Below are 17,607 nucleotides of genomic sequence, written 5' to 3'. Positions count from 1 at the left end.
GCCGCCCCACCTATGCTTACCCCCTGTCAGCTGAAGCAGATCGCCGAGCTGGTGCACCGCGAGGTCGTACCAGCTACAGGCTGTACAGAGCCTGCCGCCGTGGCGCTGACCGTAGCCTATGCAGCCTCCCTCCTCGAGGATAGAGACCAGCTCTCCCGCGTCGAGGTACTACTCAGCGCCAACATGCTGAAGAACGCCCTCGGGGTCGGCATCCCAGGGACAAGCATGTTCGGCATCCCCATCGCTATTGCCCTCGGGGTTATCCTAGCGCGTCCTGAGAAGCAGCTGGAGCTCCTCGACTGCTTCAGCTGCGAGGAGCTCCAGCGCGCCAAGCAGCTCGTAGACAGCGGCCTGATCTCCATCGGACTCAAGGAGGGCGAGGGCATCGACAAGCTCTATGTGGAGGCACTCCTGGAGGACACTGCAGGGCACTGCGCACGTGCCGTCCTCTGCCGCACCCACACGGGTCTTACAGAGCTGGAGCTGGATGGCGTCCCCCAGCAGGCCTCGAGACAGAAGGTCGAGACAGAGCGTGAGGGTGCACCTTGCCCCGAGCAGGACACGGACATCCGCCTCGACTTCGACCTCGTCTACGAGTACTCCCTCACGGGCCCCATCGAGGACATGGACTTCATCTACGAGGCGGCTCAGCAGAACAAGCGTGCCAGCGAGTACTCCCTCGAGCACAGCTGCGGGCACCAGCTCGGGAAGATGATGCAGAGCGACCTCGGGAAGCAGTTCTTCGGCAACACCGTCCTCTCGCAGATGCTCACCTACACGAGCTCGGCCTGCGACGCCCGTATGGACGGAGCACCCGTGACGGTGATGAGCAACTCGGGCAGCGGCAACCAAGGGATCTCCTCCATGCTCCCCGTCCTCACCTTCGCCGAGCACCAGGGGGCTACCCGAGAGCAGGCTACACGAGCGCTGATGCTCAGCAGCCTCATCGTCATCTACATCAAGCAGCAGCTGGGACGTCTGTCCTGCCTCTGCGGCATGGTCGTCTCGGGGGTAGGCACAGCCTGCGCTCTGACCTACCTACTCGGTGGCACACGAGACCAGGCCATCGGTGCGATCAAGAACATGATAGGCAATGTCGCAGGGATGATCTGCGATGGCGCCAAGCCCAGCTGTAGCCTCAAGGCCTCCACAGGCGTGGGCTCTGCGATGATCGCCGCCCTCCTGTCCATGCAGGGGCAGGTCGTGACGGGTAACGAGGGGATCGTGGATGAGGACATAGACCGCTGCATCAGCAACCTCGCCGAGCTAGGGCGTGAGGGTATGGCTCTGACCGACCAGCACGTCCTCAAGATCATGACGAGCAAGAAGGCCAAGGCCGCTGCTCACTAAAGACTCCCAACGACAGACCTCCTAGATGACCTATCCCAAGCATACCCTCTGCTTCGTCCTTGCCTTCCTCCTCAGCGCCCTCTTCATCGGCAGCTGTGCGAACCAAGGTGCCCCAGAGGGAGGCCCCTACGATACCCAGCCTCCACGCCTCCTGCAGGCCAACCCCTCGAACAAGGCCACGGGGGTACGTAGCCGACGGCTCGTCCTCAACTTCGACGAGTATATCAAGCTCTCCAGCGACCAGGATAAGATCATCGTATCCCCCGCCCAGCTCAAGCCCGCACGCATCACCACGGGCGGGCACAGCGTCATCATCTATCTGGAGGATAGCCTACGCCCAGCGACGACCTACAGCTTCTACTTCGATGACGCAATCATGGACAACAATGAGGACAACGCCCTCGAGGACTTCTCCTACCTCTTCTCCACGGGGGACAAGGTAGACTCCATGCAGGTCTCGGGGCGTGTCGTCGATGCCCTCACCTATGAGCCCATCGGTGACCTCCTCATCGGCGCCTACCACCCAGCGCAAATGAGCGACAGCACGCTGGCCCAGCGTACCTTCCCCTACGTATCGAAGAGCAACAAGATGGGGCGCTTCACCCTGAGAGGCCTCCCCGACTCCACCTACCTCGTCTTCGCCACGAAGGACAACGATAGGAACTACCGCTACAACGAGCCCAGCGAAGGGCTCGCCTTCAGCCCGCGCAGCTACCGCACCTCGCTCAAGGACAGCCTCCGCACCGACACCCTGCGCATCGACTCCATCGTGCGGCGCGACACACTCCACCGCGACAGCCTGATCACGCGCCCCTATACCTATTATTATCCCCAGGATGTAGCCCTGCGCTACTCCGTGCCGAACATCATCCGCAAGGGTATAGAGCGCCACAGCCGCGTGGATAGCCTCCTCTGCCGCATAGAGTTCCTCTCCCCGACGGGTAGCTTCCCCGTCATCCGCTCTCTAGACAAGCCCAGCGCCCCTGCCGCCCAGCTCTATCTGGTGAGCATGAAGGGACGCACCCTAGACCTATGGCTGCGCGATGCCGAGCTCATCGCTGGGGACTCAGTACGCTTTGCTCTCAGCTACGAGCACACCGACTCGCTGCAGCGCGTAGCCCTGCATACCGATACCCTCAGCTTCCTCAAGCCCCGTCTACGGACACCGCGTACCAAGAAAGGCGAGGTAGAGAAATCCCCCCTGCAGCTACTGGCCAGCGGCGCCACTGGGCTACGCGCCCAAAGCCTAGAGGATAGCCTCAAGATCACCGCAAGCCGTCCCCTCGCTCAGCTGTCCAAGGAGGCGCTGCGGCTAACGGTGACGGTGGACTCCACAACGAAGCCCCTTGACTTCACCCTCGTGCAGGACAGTCTCGACCGCCTCAGCTACAGCCTACACTTCGCCCGAGGCTATGGACAGCAGTATCAGCTGAAGCTCGACTCGGCAGCCGTACGCGACATCTACGGGGCGGCAGCCGACTCACTGAGCTTCCGCCAAAGCACCCTTGCGGAGCAGGAGTTTGGCCAGCTCTCCGTCCAACTCAAGGGCATACGTGAGCACGCCCTCGTGCAGCTCCTCGACAAGAGCGACGCCGTCATCGCCCAGGCCAAAGCGCTCCCCATCGCTAAGGACAGCACGCAGCGTACTACGGCTCAGCCCAAGGCCAGCCCCACGCCCCAGTCCGAGGCCTCCGATGCCGTCCTCCAGCAGTTGCTCAGCAAGCAGCGCCAGCAGGCACGTGGAGCAGTGGACAGCCTCACCCAACGCCCCAAGGAAGCCGCTCGCGATAGCCTAAGCCAGCCCAGCGCGAAGCCGGCAGCTTCCGATAGCCTAGGTCGCCTCGAGGTACGCTTCAAGGACCTCAAGCCAGGGGAGTACTACCTGCGCCTCATCGTAGACGCAGACGACAATGGCGCTTTCACGCCAGGGGACTACCCCCGACAGCCCGAGGAGGTCTACTACTGCCCCCAGACCTTCGCCATCAAGAAGGGCTTCACCACCGAGGAGCAGTGGGACATCCGTGCCACGGATCCTATGGAGTCCAAGCCCCAAGAGCTGCGCAAGGTCAAGCCCGACACGGCTAAGAAGCAGCGCATAGACAAGAACATCGAGTACTACAAGCGCTGGGGTAAGGGCGGCAAAGCCGCCTCACAGCCCCAGCTAGCCCAGCCACACTAGCCAGCCACTCGAGGTAGCGACTAAGCCTTGGCCCTCGCTAGTACTCTAATATGGAATAAGAACAGCAGCCTCACCCCTCCCCGCTTGGGGCCAACCAGCACAAAGACATCATACCCTATGTCGGATACAAAGAAGTCGATCAGCCAAGATCGCAAGCGCACCAACGTGCTCCACACCCAGGAGCTCGCCCTCATCGCCTACCTCGTCGAGCGTATGCCGCGGTGGGTCACCTCCAATATGCTCACCACCATCGGGCTCTGTGGTAACCTCCTCGTAGCCCTCTTCATGCTCCTCGGGGCGCTGACGGGTGAGAGCTGGTGGCTCCTACTCACCCCCCTGGGCTTCGCCATCAACTGGTTCGGCGACTCGCTCGATGGACGCCTCGCCTACTACCGAGGTAAGCCCCGCAAGTGGTTCGGCTTCTGCCTCGACATCGTCGTCGACTGGATAGGCATCGTAGCTATCGGGCTAGGCTACTACAGCTACGTAGCGTCTGAGTGGAAGCTCGTCGGCTTCATCTTCGTCGCCCTCTACGGTGCAGAGATGATCATCTCACAGCTCCGCTACAAGGTCACCGACCGCTACTCCATCGACTCGGGCCTCCTCGGCCCGACGGAGGTGCGTATCATCCTCGCCCTGCTCTTCTCTAGCGAGTACTTCTTCCCAGGCAGCATCCAGTGGATAGGCCTCGCTATCTCGGTCGTCCTGCTCATCGCCTTCCTCACAGACTTCGCAGGTCTCTTGGCACTGGCCAACGAGCGTGACGCTGCTGCACGCCTCGAGCAGAAGGAGGAGCACTCATCCGAGTCCTAGGAGCCCCTTGGGAATCCGCGCTCGTCTCCGAGCCCTAGTGCTCACCTTCTCCCTAGCGCAGGTCTCAGCTGGTGCTGGCTCTGTCGTGGACTATGGGCTGATGGTCTGCTGCCGTCAGCTCCTAGGCTTCCCCCTCTTCTGGGCGATTGCGATCGGAGGTGTCGTGGGGGCGATCATCAACTTCACGCTCAATCGCTACTGGACCTTCCGCAGCAGCGACCCTAAGGCGGGCTACACGAGCAGTCTCAAGGGGCAGCTCCTCCGCTTTGCCCTCACCGTCGCGGGCAGCATCCTGCTCAAGTACCTAGGCACCTATGCACTGCAGCGCTATGCTGGTGTCGACTACAAGCTGGGTAAGCTAGCAGCCGACCTCGTCGTCTCCGTCCTCTTCAACTACACCCTACAGCGCTTCTGGGTCTTCCGCCGCGCGCCTAAGTAACTGCATGATCTCGAGATGATCACTCCTCTTCTCCGCTGCACCCTCCTACTACTCGCGGCGCTCCCACTAGTAGCCCAGCGCCCCACTGCCCCTAGATCCCTACGCATCCTAGAGGGTGTCCCCCAGCGTCCTATGGAGCGCTGGGTCGACAGTGTATATCAGGAGCTCAGCACCCGCGAGCGCCTCGGGCAGCTCCTCATGCCCATCATCTACCCCATCCCCGCCGACAGCACACAGCTGCTGGAGCGCCTGAAGCGGGAGCAGTGGGGCGGCATCCTTTTCCAGAAGGGACTGCTGGCAGAGCAGCGCCAGCTTACCCTCCGCCTACAACAGGCAGCCCGTACCCCCCTGCTCATCGCCCTCGACGGCGAATGGGGGCTCTATATGCGCCTCAAGGATGCCCCGCGCTATCCCCGTAGCCAGCAGATCGCAGCCGCCTCCCCCCAGCTCCTCGAGGCCTACGGCCGTGAGGTCGCCCGCCAATGCCGCCTCATGGGGATACACATCAACTTCGCCCCCGTGCTAGACGTCAACAGCAATCCGCGCAATCCTGTCATCGGCACGCGTAGCTTCGGCAGCACTGTGGAAGAGGTCAAGCGTGGAGCACTGGCCTACGCCCAAGGACTCGAGTCGGGCGGCGTCCTCTCCGTAGCAAAGCACTTCCCTGGCCATGGCGACACCTCTGAGGACTCGCACAAGACGCTCCCGAGCGTGGGCGCCAGCAAGGCACGGATGGAGGCACTCGAGCTCGCTCCCTTCCGTAGCTACTTCGCCGCTGGCTATGGCGGTGTGATGACAGCCCACCTACGTGTTCCCGCTTATGATGTTACGGGACGACCCGCCTCCCTCAGCCGCCCCATCACCACGGAGCTGCTCCAGAAGCAGATGGGCTTCAAGGGACTCATCTTCACCGATGCCCTCGAGATGAAGGGCGCACAAGTCAAGCCAGGGGAATCCCTCATCGTCGCAGCGCTGCTGGCAGGCAACGACATCCTCCTTGGCCCTCCTCAGCCCCAGCAGGCACTACGGGAGCTAGAGCAAGCCCTCACCAAGGGGCAGATCTCCGCCCAGCTGCTGGAGGAGAAGTGCAAGAAGATCCTACGATTCAAGTACGCCCTCATCGTCCACCCTGGCACCAGCCAGGAGGCCAGCCCCGAAGAAGTCAAGCGCCGTATCTGGACGAGCGACGAAGCGCGCCTCAGGAAGCAGCTCGAGCAGCTCAGCAGCAAGAAGGCCAAGGAGCAAGACCCCACGGCAGCCACGGGCGCTGCCTCTCGCCGCAAGTAAACAATCACTATCAGCATAAAATCATCCCGATGAGTCCTAATCAAACTACGGTAATTGGTGTCGCTGGAGGCTCAGCCTCTGGTAAGTCTACCCTCGTACGCAAGCTGCAGGAGGCCTTTGTCGAGGAGCACGTCACCACGCTCTGCCACGACTACTACTATAAGGCCCACGACGAACTGAGCTTCGAGGAGCGCACCCAGCTCAACTACGACCATCCACACTCCTTCGACACGGATATGATGATCGAGCACATCCGCCAGCTCAAGCAGGGACAGAGCATCCAGCGCCCCGTCTACTCCTTCACCGAGCACAACCGACTCCCGCAGACGGTACTCGTACACCCTGCCAAGGTGCTCATCCTCGATGGTATCCTCATCCTCGAACATAAGGAGCTACGCGAACTGATGGACGTCAAGGTCTTCGTCGATACCGATGCTGACGTACGCCTAGCACGCCGCCTCGTGCGCGATGTCCAGGAGCGCGGACGCGACATGAACTCGGTGCTCAAGCAGTACTTCTCTACCGTCAAGCCTATGCACCGGGACTTCGTAGAGCCTTCCAAGCGCTACGCCGACATCATCATCCCCGAGGGCGGCATGAATCCCGTAGCCCTCTCCCTCCTGGTGGAGAATATCCATTCCCTCCTCCGCTAGGCGACCTCGACCTCCTAGGATACGACAAAGGGGCTAGCACCTACGTGGTGCTAACCCCTTTGTCGTTCTGTCCACCGAGCGCTATGCGGCGCTCCAGGCATGGTTTAGGACTAGAGATCCTCGGCCTTGACTTCCCAGTAGGCCTCCTTGAGGAGCACGTCCTTTAGCTTGCGGATGCCTGGCTTCTGAGCCTTGACCTCCTCAATCTGCTGCGTGACCGCCTCGTCGTAGCTGATGCCTGCGACGTCGCGGATGACGCCCATAGCTACGGGCATATCATCATTGGTCCCCATCATAGCGAGCATGGTGTGCAGCGTAGGATCCTCCTCGTGTGCATCGTGCGTCAGCACATCGTCCAGCGTATAGCCGTCCTCACCGATGGTCACAGCCTTGAGCCGAAGCCCATCGAGGACGATCCCCTTGTTCTTCTCCTTACCGAAGATCATCTTCTCTCCGTGATGCAGCACGATGGAGCGCTCCTCGCGGGTGGCGCGATCTGCTACCCCCTTGTGTACGCCGTCGTTGAAGATCACACAGTTCACCAGCACCTCGACGATAGCCGCGCCCTTATGCTGAGCGGCTGCTACCATGCAGGTGCCCAGGAGCTTCATGTCAATGTCCAGCGAGCGGGCGAAGAAGCGACCGCGAGCCCCGAAGCAGAGCTCAGCAGGGATGAAGGGATCCTCCACCGTGCCGTAGGGCGAGCTCTTGGAGACGAAGCCGCGCTCGGAGGTAGGCGAATACTGCCCCTTCGTCAGCCCATAGATGCGGTTGTTGAAGAGGATAAAGTTGAGATCCACATTGCGGCGGACGGCATGAATGAAGTGATTCCCCCCGATAGCGAGGCTATCACCATCCCCCGTGGCGATCCAGACGCAGAGGTCAGGACGAGCCGTCTTGAGCCCCGTAGCGATGGCTGCGGCACGACCATGGATCGTGTGGAAGCCATAGGCATTGATATAGTAAGGCAGACGCGAGGAGCAGCCGATCCCCGAGATCACGGCGGTCTGCTCCGTCGTCACCCCTACATCAGCCATAGCCTTCTGTAGCGTCGCCAGCACGCCGTGGTCACCACAGCCTGGGCACCAGCGTACGTACTGGTCGCTCTTGAAGCTCTTAGCATCGAGCTTGACGGCATTTGCATTCGTATCCATGATCTTACTCCTCGATTAGCTTGATGAATTCTTCGATGAGGTGCGAGAGGACGAAGGGCTGTCCAGTCACCTCGTTGTACTGACGTGGGGCGAAGCCTGGGATCAGGCCACGCAGGTAGCGGGCGAACTGTCCGAGGTTCTGCTCAGCGACGATAACCTTCTTGTAGCGTAGCAGCAGCTCAGCGGCATTGCTAGGTAGCGGGTTGATGAAGCTGAAGTGCAGGTGGGCGATCTTGTAGCCGCGCTCACGCACCTTATGCGTTGCCTCGTAGAGGTGGCCGTAGGTGCCCCCCCAGCCGACGACGAGGACCTCGGCGTCCTGATCCCCCTCTACCTCCAGCAGCGGGATGCTGTTGGCGATATAGTCGATCTTGGCCTGACGGGTAGCGACCATGAGGGCATGGTTAGCCGCGTCGGTACTGATGGCGCTCGTCTTGTAGTTCTTCTCCAGTCCCCCGAGTCGGTGCTCGAAGCCTGGGGTACCCGGTACGGCCCAGTAGCGCACGTGGGTCTCCTCGTTGCGTAGATAGGGACGCCAGTTCTCTGTCCCCTCGGGCAGCTGATCGACGTACTGAGGCTTGATGTCGGGGAGGGTATCGGCCTCGGGAATGCGCCAGGCACTGGAGCCGTTCGCGATGAAGGAGTCCGTCAGCAGGATGACGGGCGTCATGTGCTCGAGGGCGAGCTTGGCAGCCCAATAGGCATAGAGGAAGCAGGTATCAGGCGTCGTAGCTGCGACGACGGGGAGCGGAGCCTCCCCATTGCGTCCGTAGAGCGCCTGCATGAGGTCGGTCTGCTCGCTCTTGGTAGGCAGCCCCGTAGAGGGCCCCCCACGCTGGACGTCGATGATGACCAGCGGCAGCTCGGCCATCACAGCCAGCCCGATCGCCTCGCCCTTGAGCGCAAGGCCTGGGCCAGAGGTCGTCGTCACGGCGAGGTCACCGCCGAAGGCCGCACCGATAGCGGTACAGATCCCGGCGATCTCGTCCTCAGCCTGCACCGTCTTTACCCCAAGCGCCTTGTGCTTGGCTAGCTCGTGGAGGATGTCCGTCGCAGGAGTGATGGGATAGCTCCCGAGGAAGAGCTCCAGCCCGGCACGCTCGCTAGCTGCGATGAGGCCATAGGCGGTAGCCTTATTCCCGTTGATATCGAGGTAGCGGCCTGGAGTAGGCTTCTGCGTCTCGATACGGAAGATGCTTGCCGAGGCGTGGGTATTGGCCCCGAAGTCGAAGCCGTGGTTGAGCGAGGCCTTATTGGCGTCGCGCAGCTGGGGCTTCTTGGCGAACTTGCGGTCGAGGAAGGCCTCAGCTGGTCCCAGTGGACGATCACAGAGCCAGCAGATGAGCCCCAGAGCGAACATGTTCTTACATCTCAGGGCGCTCTTGGCATCAAGGCCGAAGTCCTTGAGCCCCTCCTTCACGACCGAGGAGATAGGCGCAGGGATGATCTGCTGGGTACGTAGCCCGAGCTCCTCGAAGGGATCCTCGGTCTGGAACTCGGCCTTGCGCAGGTCATTGGCTGCGAAGGAATCGGTATCGATGATGATGATCGAGTCCTTCTTGAGGTAGCCCACGCTGACCTTGAGGGCCGCGGGGTTCATAGCCACGAGGATATCAGCGCGCTCCCCTGGGGTACGCACCGCTCGCGAGCCGATCTGTACTTGGTAGCCGGAGACCCCACTCAGCGTACCCTGTGGGGCACGTATCTCAGCTGGGAAGTCTGGGAAGGTCGAGATGGTGTTCCCCGTCATGGCAGAGAGGTCAGAGAAGATCGTCCCCGTCAGCTGCATCCCGTCACCCGAGTCTCCTGAGAATCGGATGACGATGTCCTTGAGCGTCTTGACCGCTTTCTGTTCGTCCATAGTCTTAAACTAACTATATAATAATGTGTATGTCACAGCAAGTCGGCCGCGAGGGACTCCCCACGGGACTTGCCCATAGGTCGTAGCATCGTTGGACACCGTTTGATAAGTGATAGAGGCCGCTTTGCTCTAACAGCTAAGTAGCTTTATTGCTTGTCACAAAGCTAAGGAATAAACTAGAGTTAGCAAAATGCCAAGAAGCCTAGAGGTTTGGCCTCAACGGTCTCATCCCGACTCTACCCTGCGAAGCGCGCCCCTCCACCCTATTTGTGGCAGATTCCCTCCCTGGAGGGCCACATATCGCTCAGAACTTGACATTCTGTTACTGACATATTCTGCTTGAGCAGCCCAAGCCTCGAGCAGGCCAACTAAGCTCACCGTCCGTAGCCCTCCCCCCAGCTACCCTTCAGACAAGTGCGGCTAGTCCCACAAGCGAGTAAATCATAGGCCTTCATCGAGCCTACAGCCCTCCCTCGGCGAGCCCCAAGCCGTCTTAGGGCGATCTCCCACCAAGGACTTAGCAAATCCCGAGCAGGGGCTCAGCGAGATTTATTATATAACTTCTACTCGTCCCCCTTATCCATCAGCGCGCTGACTGATAAGCCTCAGCGCCAGTTCTTATATTACTTTTCTCGACACCAGTTAGCCCTCAGCACGATGCGGCTTATCCATGAGTGCTCTCACTTCAGCCCCTAAATCTACCCTCCAGAGGAGGATCAGTGTGGGCGGACTTACAGCTCCAGTTACTGACATCTTCCTACCATTCTGACTATTTAGCCTCTAGACTTGCACAACTACTAGACTTGCGCTATCTTTGCGCGTAGGCCGGGCTAGATGACGGTATAATGCAGACATCGGCTAACCGCCTGATATCAAGTCACCTTAAGTTCTAGCCTAGAAGCTCATTATGAACATGCGTACGGGAGATTTAGTAAGTGTCATCTTAGCTAGCGTTGGCGCGCTAGGGCTTTCTTGGGTTCTACTCAAGAAGGTGCTCCGTATTGCCTACGCGCACAAGCTGTACGACCAACCGAACGAACGCAGTTCACACTCGCTCCCCGTGCCTCGTCTTGGAGGCCTGAGCTTCCTCCCCAGCATCTTATTCGGCCTCGCCCTAGCAGCCTTCCTCTCCCCCCTCCTCACAGGAGTGGTCCCCTTTGAGGTCAACTCGAAGTACCTACACCTGCTGCTGGCTACACTCATCCTCTACGTCACGGGGATCTTTGATGACCTGTCGGGCCTAAAGGCAAGTTTCAAAGCTCCGATACAGATGCTCGCCGCCATCCTGCTGGTACTTAAGCTACCCGCAGCTCCGTTTTCGGGCTTCGAGCCCCTCACCCACCTGCCGCATCTCCTGCAGATGGCGCTCCTCGTGATAGCCGTAATGCTCGTCGTCAACGCCTTCAACCTCATCGATGGCCTGGATGGGCTCGCAGCGAGCTTCGTCGTCCTCTCGATGGGCTTCTACCTACTCCTTTTTAGCTGCCTAGGGACTGCGGCCCATAGCGGCATTGCAGTCTTTGCCTGCGCGGTGATCGCGACCCTTATCCCCTTCCTATACTATAATGTATGGGGCAGGTCCACGAGCCAGACCAAGCTCTTCATGGGGGACACGGGCTCCCTGACGCTAGGCACTATAGTCAGCTTCTTTTGGCTTCAGTCGCTGAGCCTGCCTAGCGAAGTCATCACACGACTAGACGTAGCCCCTCTAGCACTGGGAGCAGCGCCGCTGCTACTCCCGATGTTCGACACGGCACGCCTCTTCTTCCTGCGCATCTACAGGCGCCGCAGCCCGTTCTCTGCGGATCGCCATCATATACATCACTATCTGCTCGACCAGGGCTATTCTCAGGCCAGGACCCGCCTCATCATCTTGCTGAGCGCAGTCCTTCTCGGGGTACTTCACCTAGTACTCCTCACGACTACGAACGTCTGGGCGACACTCGTCCTAGACTACGTCGCCTACCTCGCCTTCGTCGGCGTCGTAGCCCGCAGGCTGCAGGCAGTGCGGAGCAGCTCATGCCCTCTCTATAGAGAATAGAATATGGCAACTGGACACAAGCAAATCGCAAAGAATACGCTATTCCTCTACCTACGCATGATATTAGTGCTGGGGGTTAGCCTATATACCTCGCGCGTGCTACTCCAGAGCCTAGGAGTAGTAGACTTGGGGGTATATAATCTAATCGGAGGGATCATCGTATCTTTGTCCTTTCTCAACTCTTCTCTCGCTGGAGCCTCCTCCCGCTTTATTACCCATGCGCTAGGAGAAGGGCTTGTTGAGAAAATTCGACGCTATTATTCGACGTTACAGTTCCTACACATAGGCCTTGCTCTGCTATTTATCATCGCAACCCAGCTCGTCGCTCACTATCTCGTATATTCGATGCTGGACATTCCTACTGAGCGAGCGGACACGGCCTTCTGGCTACTTCAACTCTTCTCAATCTCCGCAGCAGCATCAATTATCTCCGTGCCCGACAGCTCGCTTATTATGGCCCATGAGCGCATGGATATTTATGCTTACGTTGCCATTGGCGAGGCTCTCCTGAGGCTCTGTGCTGTCATCTTAATTAGTCGTCTCGAAGTAGACCGCCTCCTATATTTTGGACTATTTACTTTGGCCATCCAGCTGTTAGTAAATCTGACCTATAGCCTAGTTAGCCATTATTTGTTCAATGAAGAACGAGCAAAGCCTAGATACGACAAGGTCATTGGGAAGGAGGTCTTAGGTTTTGTAGGTTGGAATGCTTCTGGCAGTCTCTCCGTTATTGGTTACACACAGGGGCTCAATATCTTGCTCAACCTATTCTTTGGCCCAATAGCTAATGCTGCCCGAGGCTTTGCTGTACAAATACAGACAGCCATTGAGAACATCATCTTGAGTTTTCAGACAGCGGTCCGCCCTCAGATCATCAAGCAGTATGCCCAAGGTCAAAAGGAGGCTGTGTACACACTGATCCTCATGTCTTCTAAATATGGTTTCTACCTAACCCTCCTGCTTGTAGCCCCATTACTCATATCCATTGAATCGGTACTTAATCTTTGGCTAGGAGAGATTCCACCCTACACAGCAGAGATGTCAGTGATTTTCCTTTGCGTAGAACTCATCTCTCCATTCAGGATCCCGTTATTATCTGCGATACATGCCACTGGTAATATTCGCAAATTCCAGATTTATGAGGGGATTGTACTTCTAATGGTAGTGCCAGTTGCATACCTACTACTCAAGTTTGCTGGCATATCTCCCTCCCAAGTAATTGGGGTATATTTTTTAACTGAAGTCATTGCCCAGATCGTTCGGCTGTACATTGTTACTAAAAGTATTGGGCTATCTATACGACGTTATATACGCTACCTACTCCCAGTTGTAGGGGTTGTTTTGCTGAGCTTTGCCGTAAGTTGGAGCATCCAAAGTTATATCCAGGGCAATAATTTGGGAGCTATTATTCTGCGGAGTACCAGTAGTCTGTTACTTATTCTTATAATTATCTACACCATCGGGCTAGAGCGCAACGAACGGACCCAGATAGCAACCCTAATAAAGAGTAAGCTCAAAGTATGGAAATGAATATAGCGCAAGTAACGGTTATTGTTCCTGTGTACAATGCCGCTAAATATCTGGCTGATTGTATCGAGAGCGTACTCCAACAGGAATTCAAGGAGTTTGAGCTACTCCTCATCAACGATGGAAGTACGGATAACTCACTCAAAATTTGCGAGGCATACCAGCAGCGTGATTCTAGAGTTCGGGTACTATCTCAGAAGAACTCTGGGCCAGGAGCAGCTCGCAACAAAGGCATATTAGAGACTAGGACGCCTTGGCTGTGTTTCCTTGACTCTGATGATCTTATAGGCCCCAAGTACATCGGGGAATTTTTTGCACACGGGATTCCTGAGCAGAACACTTTAGTCTTGCAGGGAATGCGTATTATGACCGATCTAGGGAGGAAGCCTCTATCGACTATCGCTTATCCCGACAAACTCATTACCCCAGATGAGGTAGATACGCTTATACCTAGATATCAAATATTACATTCAGGCTACCCTTTTCTGAAGTTGTACAGCACAGAGCTGATACGATCGCACTCCTTGCAGTTTGATACTAGCATATTTTTTCATGAGGATCATCTTTTCGTCCTAACCTATATGCTGTATGTTAAGCAAATACTCCTCCGCTCTAGTACTGAGTATTCATATATACAGCATCTAGGTAGTTTATCAAAGAGGCTCCACCCATATCAAGAGTCAGAGCACTCCCTTGCGCGGCTACGAACTGCATTTGACAAAGCCATAGACCACTTTAACATAAGGGATACTCACTACCGACAGGATATCAATGGGTTTTTAAGGGGAACTCTCTTACGCACCATCGAGTATGCTTACAGGGGACAAACGAGTGGGCCGGAGCAGAAAGCCTTGCTTGAACGATTAAGTTCATATCGAAAGGATATCGCCTCTGCCAGCACTAATCCAGCGAGCCCTAGCCGGGAGAGAATCCTGTGTTGGATCTATCTCTACCTCCCGATCCCACTCCAACACCTGCTATTCAACGCGTATTATTCGCTTCTCAAAGGCTATCATCACCTTCGCAAAAAATAGATCTAGAATCAACAAAAGTACTGTAATAGGATTATGAAAGCTTGTTTCCTCGGGCTAGGCTACATCGGCCTCCCCACTGCTATCATCGCAGCTAAGCATGGTGTTAAGGTCTGCGGTGTCGACATCAATCCCGACGTTGTCGCAAAGACCAACGCGGGGGAACTGCATATTATAGAACCTGGTCTACAGGAGCTGCTGCAAGAGGTCGTACACACGGGTCAGATGTATGCCCAGACAAGTCCCGAGGTTAGTGACGCGTATTTCATCGTCGTCCCCACCCCCTTCAAGGGAGATCATGAGCCCGACATATCCTATGTAGAGGCTGCCACCCGCGCAGCACTTCCTCTCCTCAAGGAAGGAGACCTCTTTGTCATCGAGTCCACCTCTCCTGTAGGTACGACGGAGCTGATGGCTGAACTCATCTTCAGCCAGCGCCCCGAGCTCAAGGATAAGATTTACGTTGCTTATTGCCCCGAGCGCGTGCTCCCGGGCAATGTGATCCACGAGCTGGTGCACAATGACCGAGTCATCGGAGGAATCAATCCCGAGTCAACGGCTAAGGCGCAGAGCTTCTATGCTCAGTTCGTCCAAGGCAAGCTGCACCCTACCAATGCCCGTACAGCAGAGATGTGCAAGCTGACGGAGAACGCTAGCCGTGACGCTCAGATTGCCTTCGCCAACGAGCTCTCACTCATCTGCGATAAGGCTGGGATCAATGTATGGGAGCTCATCGAGCTAGCGAACAAGCACCCCCGCGTGAACATCCTCCAGCCAGGCTGCGGTGTCGGTGGCCACTGCATCGCAGTAGACCCCTACTTCCTCACGGCTGCCTTCCCAGGTGAAAGCCAAATGATTGCCCTCGTACGTGAGCGCAATAACTACAAGCCTGTATGGTGCGCTGAACGTATCCACAGCGCGGCTCTAGAGTTTGAGCTGAAGCATGGTCGCAAGCCCGTCATCGCCCTGATGGGACTTGCCTTCAAGCCAGACATCGACGACCTGCGTGAGTCGCCCGCGATCCACATCATGGAACAGGTACAGCGTGAGCACCCAGAGCATCAGCTCCTCATCGTCGAGCCCAACGTCTCGAGCTATAAGAACTACACGCTCACCGAGTATCGCGAAGCCTATGAGCGTGCCGACATCATCGCCTTCCTGACGGCACATACACCCTTCAAGGCCCTTCCCCACGACACCACCAATGTCGTGCTCGACTTCTGCGGCGTCTTCAAGCGCTAGGGAGAAGAAATACACAAGCAATTCGAGGAAACTGTATCTATGTCATTTGCATCATTATACAAGCGAATCAACTCACCTATTCGGAAGAATATGTTCGCATCATTCCTCGGAATACTGCTTAACATAGCCAATCAGCTAGTCCTAATTCCATTCTATATACACATCTGGGGGAATGAGCTATATGGCGACTGGATAGTCTTGACCTCTGCGACTGCCTTCTTCCAAATGACCGATGGGGGGCTGAATATGGTCACCCAAAATCTATTCGCGATTAGATTAGCTGAACACAAGCAAAAAGAGTGCGATACATTAATCACCAACAACATCCTAATCATAGCCGCTGTAGGTGGACTTTCCCTTTTGCTATGGTGGGTCTCGACCTTCTTTTTTGACATCAAAGAGTATCTGAGCCTAGGTAGATTAACGACGCTAGAGGCCACATGGATTTTCACAGCGCTGGCAGTCAATATCTTCATCAAGATGCTCTTCGGGGTGCCCAATGCGATCTATAGAGCGACCCACAATATGAGCCGGGGAATGTATTTGGACTATGTCGCTACGTTATTGACTATCGCGATAACTGGGCTTGTGCTCTATCTAGATCTACCATTAACATGGCTGAGCTCGCTACTGATTCTCCCCTACATCGTATTGCTACCATTCAAAGTCTGGGACGCCAAGAAGTTTTATAACTACAGGTTCACTTGGAATTCAATCAATCTAAGGGAGCTCAGGAGCTTATTATTCCCGTCCGTATCCTTCTTATTCTTTCCCTTAGGGCATACAATCGTACTACAGGGTTATACATTGCTAGTTAATCGTTTCTTTGGCGCGGACAGTGTTGTATTATTCAATACAACGAGGACTCTATGCAATTCGACTAAAGGATTATTGGGGATCATCAACTCATCCGTCTGGCCAGAGTATTCGATATCCTATGGTGAGAAGGACTACGAACGGATGAGAGCACTGCACCGGAAGGCTGTAAAGTGGACTTTCTTGGGTGCAATAGCAGCTTCACTAGCACTGCTTATTATCGGTCCTTATCTATATGATTTCTGGACTCAGGGTGCCATTGTCTTTAGCTATTCGCTCATGGCTTCATTCTTGGTTATACTCGTCTTAGAAAGTGTTTGGACAGCAAGCAGCATAACCCTAATAGCCACCAACAATCATACGAAGCTAGGGGTTCTATATATCGCCTCTGCCTTAACGTCTCTTGCCCTCGCTTTTACCCTAGCATCTTGGAGAAGCTCTTTGTCCCAAGTCGTATTGAGCCTATTAGTTGCTCACATAATTATGGCTACATATACAACGAAGTACGGAAGGAGGTTGAATAGCGGAACCTTATAATCCCCACGTAACCATATCCGCCTCCTTGGAACAGTACTGCATGTGGTTTTAATCCTCTTGATCGTAGTTAGAGACAGCGGGAGCATTTTTAGCGTATCGAGAGCCAAAACATTAAGCTATTTCATTTCTATCGGACTTTCCCAAAGAGAATGGTAAGTTTTGATTATAAGTTTTGATTACAAGATAAGGCATGAATATTATCAGATTACGACAACAATTCCTGTACCTGCAATTCCTTGTACATATTCTATTCGCAGTGTTGATATATGGATTCTCGTTGGAGGGTTCTTCAGCCTTATTCCTCTTTATATGCTTGTGGTTCTTATGTTCTTTCACTGTGCAGCTGATCAGAGAAGTACGATATGCTCGAGATTTCCATCCCTTTCACATCTTGATGCTGGCTTCTTTACAGTTTGTTGGGGTTAACGGCCTTTCTCTATGGGGACGACAGAGTGCGGGAGAGATCATCCTATTTGGGGCCACTCCTGTAAACGAAGCTCTTGTGTTAGGCGTGTTTTATCTGTCGCTACAACATATTTTGGTTTTCATTGGATTTCATTCAATCGAGAAAAGACGATCCCATAATGAGACATATAACACCTCATTATATGAACGGATCAAAAAATCCCAATGTAATTACCTTTCGTGGGCTGTAGGTGCGTATACACTAGTCTGGC

13 protein-coding genes are annotated in these 17,607 nt (G+C 55.8%); 11 read left to right on the top strand and 2 right to left on the bottom strand.

Features of this window, described 5'->3' with window-relative positions:
* The first annotated feature begins 12 nt into the window (after window positions 1-12).
* The 6 genes from Q0248_RS04090 to udk all read left to right on the top strand — a co-directional run bounded on the left by Q0248_RS04090 (window position 13) and on the right by udk (window position 6,721).
* A complete protein-coding gene (locus Q0248_RS04090) occupies window positions 13-1,350 on the top strand; it encodes an L-serine ammonia-lyase, iron-sulfur-dependent, subunit alpha (RefSeq protein WP_299320026.1) in 1,338 nt (445 codons plus the stop codon).
* 25 nt (window positions 1,351-1,375) lie between these two features.
* On the top strand, window positions 1,376-3,529 hold the full coding sequence (locus tag Q0248_RS04085; protein WP_299320024.1) for an Ig-like domain-containing protein: 2,154 nt from the start codon (window positions 1,376-1,378) through the stop codon (window positions 3,527-3,529).
* A 117-nt stretch (window positions 3,530-3,646) separates the two neighbouring features.
* Window positions 3,647-4,342: a CDP-alcohol phosphatidyltransferase family protein gene (locus Q0248_RS04080; RefSeq protein ID WP_299320022.1), complete on the top strand. Its 696-nt coding sequence runs from the start codon at window positions 3,647-3,649 to the stop codon at window positions 4,340-4,342.
* 37 nt (window positions 4,343-4,379) lie between these two features.
* Window positions 4,380-4,781 (top strand): GtrA family protein, encoded by a 402-nt coding sequence (locus Q0248_RS04075; protein ID WP_299320020.1) that lies wholly within the window; start codon window positions 4,380-4,382, stop codon window positions 4,779-4,781.
* Window positions 4,782-4,796: 15 nt separating this feature from the next.
* Window positions 4,797-6,068, top strand: coding sequence for a glycoside hydrolase family 3 N-terminal domain-containing protein (locus tag Q0248_RS04070; RefSeq protein ID WP_299320017.1), 1,272 nt, complete (start codon window positions 4,797-4,799; stop codon window positions 6,066-6,068).
* Window positions 6,069-6,097: 29 nt separating this feature from the next.
* Window positions 6,098-6,721, top strand: coding sequence for a uridine kinase (gene udk, locus Q0248_RS04065; RefSeq protein WP_299320016.1), 624 nt, complete (start codon window positions 6,098-6,100; stop codon window positions 6,719-6,721).
* 110 nt (window positions 6,722-6,831) lie between these two features.
* Here udk and Q0248_RS04060 read toward each other — a convergent pair whose 3' ends face one another.
* On the bottom strand, window positions 6,832-7,875 hold the full coding sequence (locus tag Q0248_RS04060; RefSeq protein WP_299320014.1) for a 2-oxoacid:ferredoxin oxidoreductase subunit beta: 1,044 nt from the start codon (window positions 7,873-7,875) through the stop codon (window positions 6,832-6,834).
* 4 nt (window positions 7,876-7,879) lie between these two features.
* The gene (locus Q0248_RS04055) at window positions 7,880-9,736 is read right to left on the bottom strand and encodes a 2-oxoacid:acceptor oxidoreductase subunit alpha (RefSeq protein ID WP_299320013.1); all 1,857 of its coding nucleotides are present in this window, start codon (window positions 9,734-9,736) and stop codon (window positions 7,880-7,882) included.
* Between the two features lie 907 nt (window positions 9,737-10,643).
* Between Q0248_RS04055 and Q0248_RS04050 the strand changes: the two genes are divergently transcribed.
* From Q0248_RS04050 to Q0248_RS04035, 5 genes are all read left to right on the top strand, one after another.
* Complete coding sequence (locus Q0248_RS04050; RefSeq protein ID WP_299320011.1) at window positions 10,644-11,777, top strand: MraY family glycosyltransferase; 1,134 nt, start codon at window positions 10,644-10,646, stop codon at window positions 11,775-11,777.
* 3 nt (window positions 11,778-11,780) lie between these two features.
* Window positions 11,781-13,307 (top strand): lipopolysaccharide biosynthesis protein, encoded by a 1,527-nt coding sequence (locus Q0248_RS04045; protein ID WP_299320008.1) that lies wholly within the window; start codon window positions 11,781-11,783, stop codon window positions 13,305-13,307.
* On the top strand, window positions 13,298-14,338 hold the full coding sequence (locus Q0248_RS07500; RefSeq protein ID WP_363316763.1) for a glycosyltransferase family 2 protein: 1,041 nt from the start codon (window positions 13,298-13,300) through the stop codon (window positions 14,336-14,338). Before Q0248_RS04045 ends, Q0248_RS07500 begins: the two co-directional genes overlap by 10 nt.
* Window positions 14,339-14,371: 33 nt before the next feature.
* Window positions 14,372-15,577 carry a UDP-N-acetyl-D-mannosamine dehydrogenase gene (gene wecC / locus Q0248_RS04040; RefSeq protein WP_299320005.1) on the top strand — a complete coding sequence of 402 codons (1,206 nt, stop codon included), beginning with the start codon at window positions 14,372-14,374 and terminating at the stop codon, window positions 15,575-15,577.
* A 90-nt stretch (window positions 15,578-15,667) separates the two neighbouring features.
* On the top strand, window positions 15,668-16,930 hold the full coding sequence (locus Q0248_RS04035) for a lipopolysaccharide biosynthesis protein (protein ID WP_299320002.1): 1,263 nt from the start codon (window positions 15,668-15,670) through the stop codon (window positions 16,928-16,930).
* The last annotated feature ends 677 nt before the right edge of the window (window positions 16,931-17,607 follow it).

Origin of the sequence: uncultured Porphyromonas sp., from assembly GCF_938046015.1 — a bacterium.
In the GTDB taxonomy this organism is placed as follows: Bacteria; Bacteroidota; Bacteroidia; order Bacteroidales; family Porphyromonadaceae; genus Porphyromonas.
Note: the sequence above shows the minus strand (reverse complement) of the source record. Positions and strands in the feature narration are given on the sequence as shown.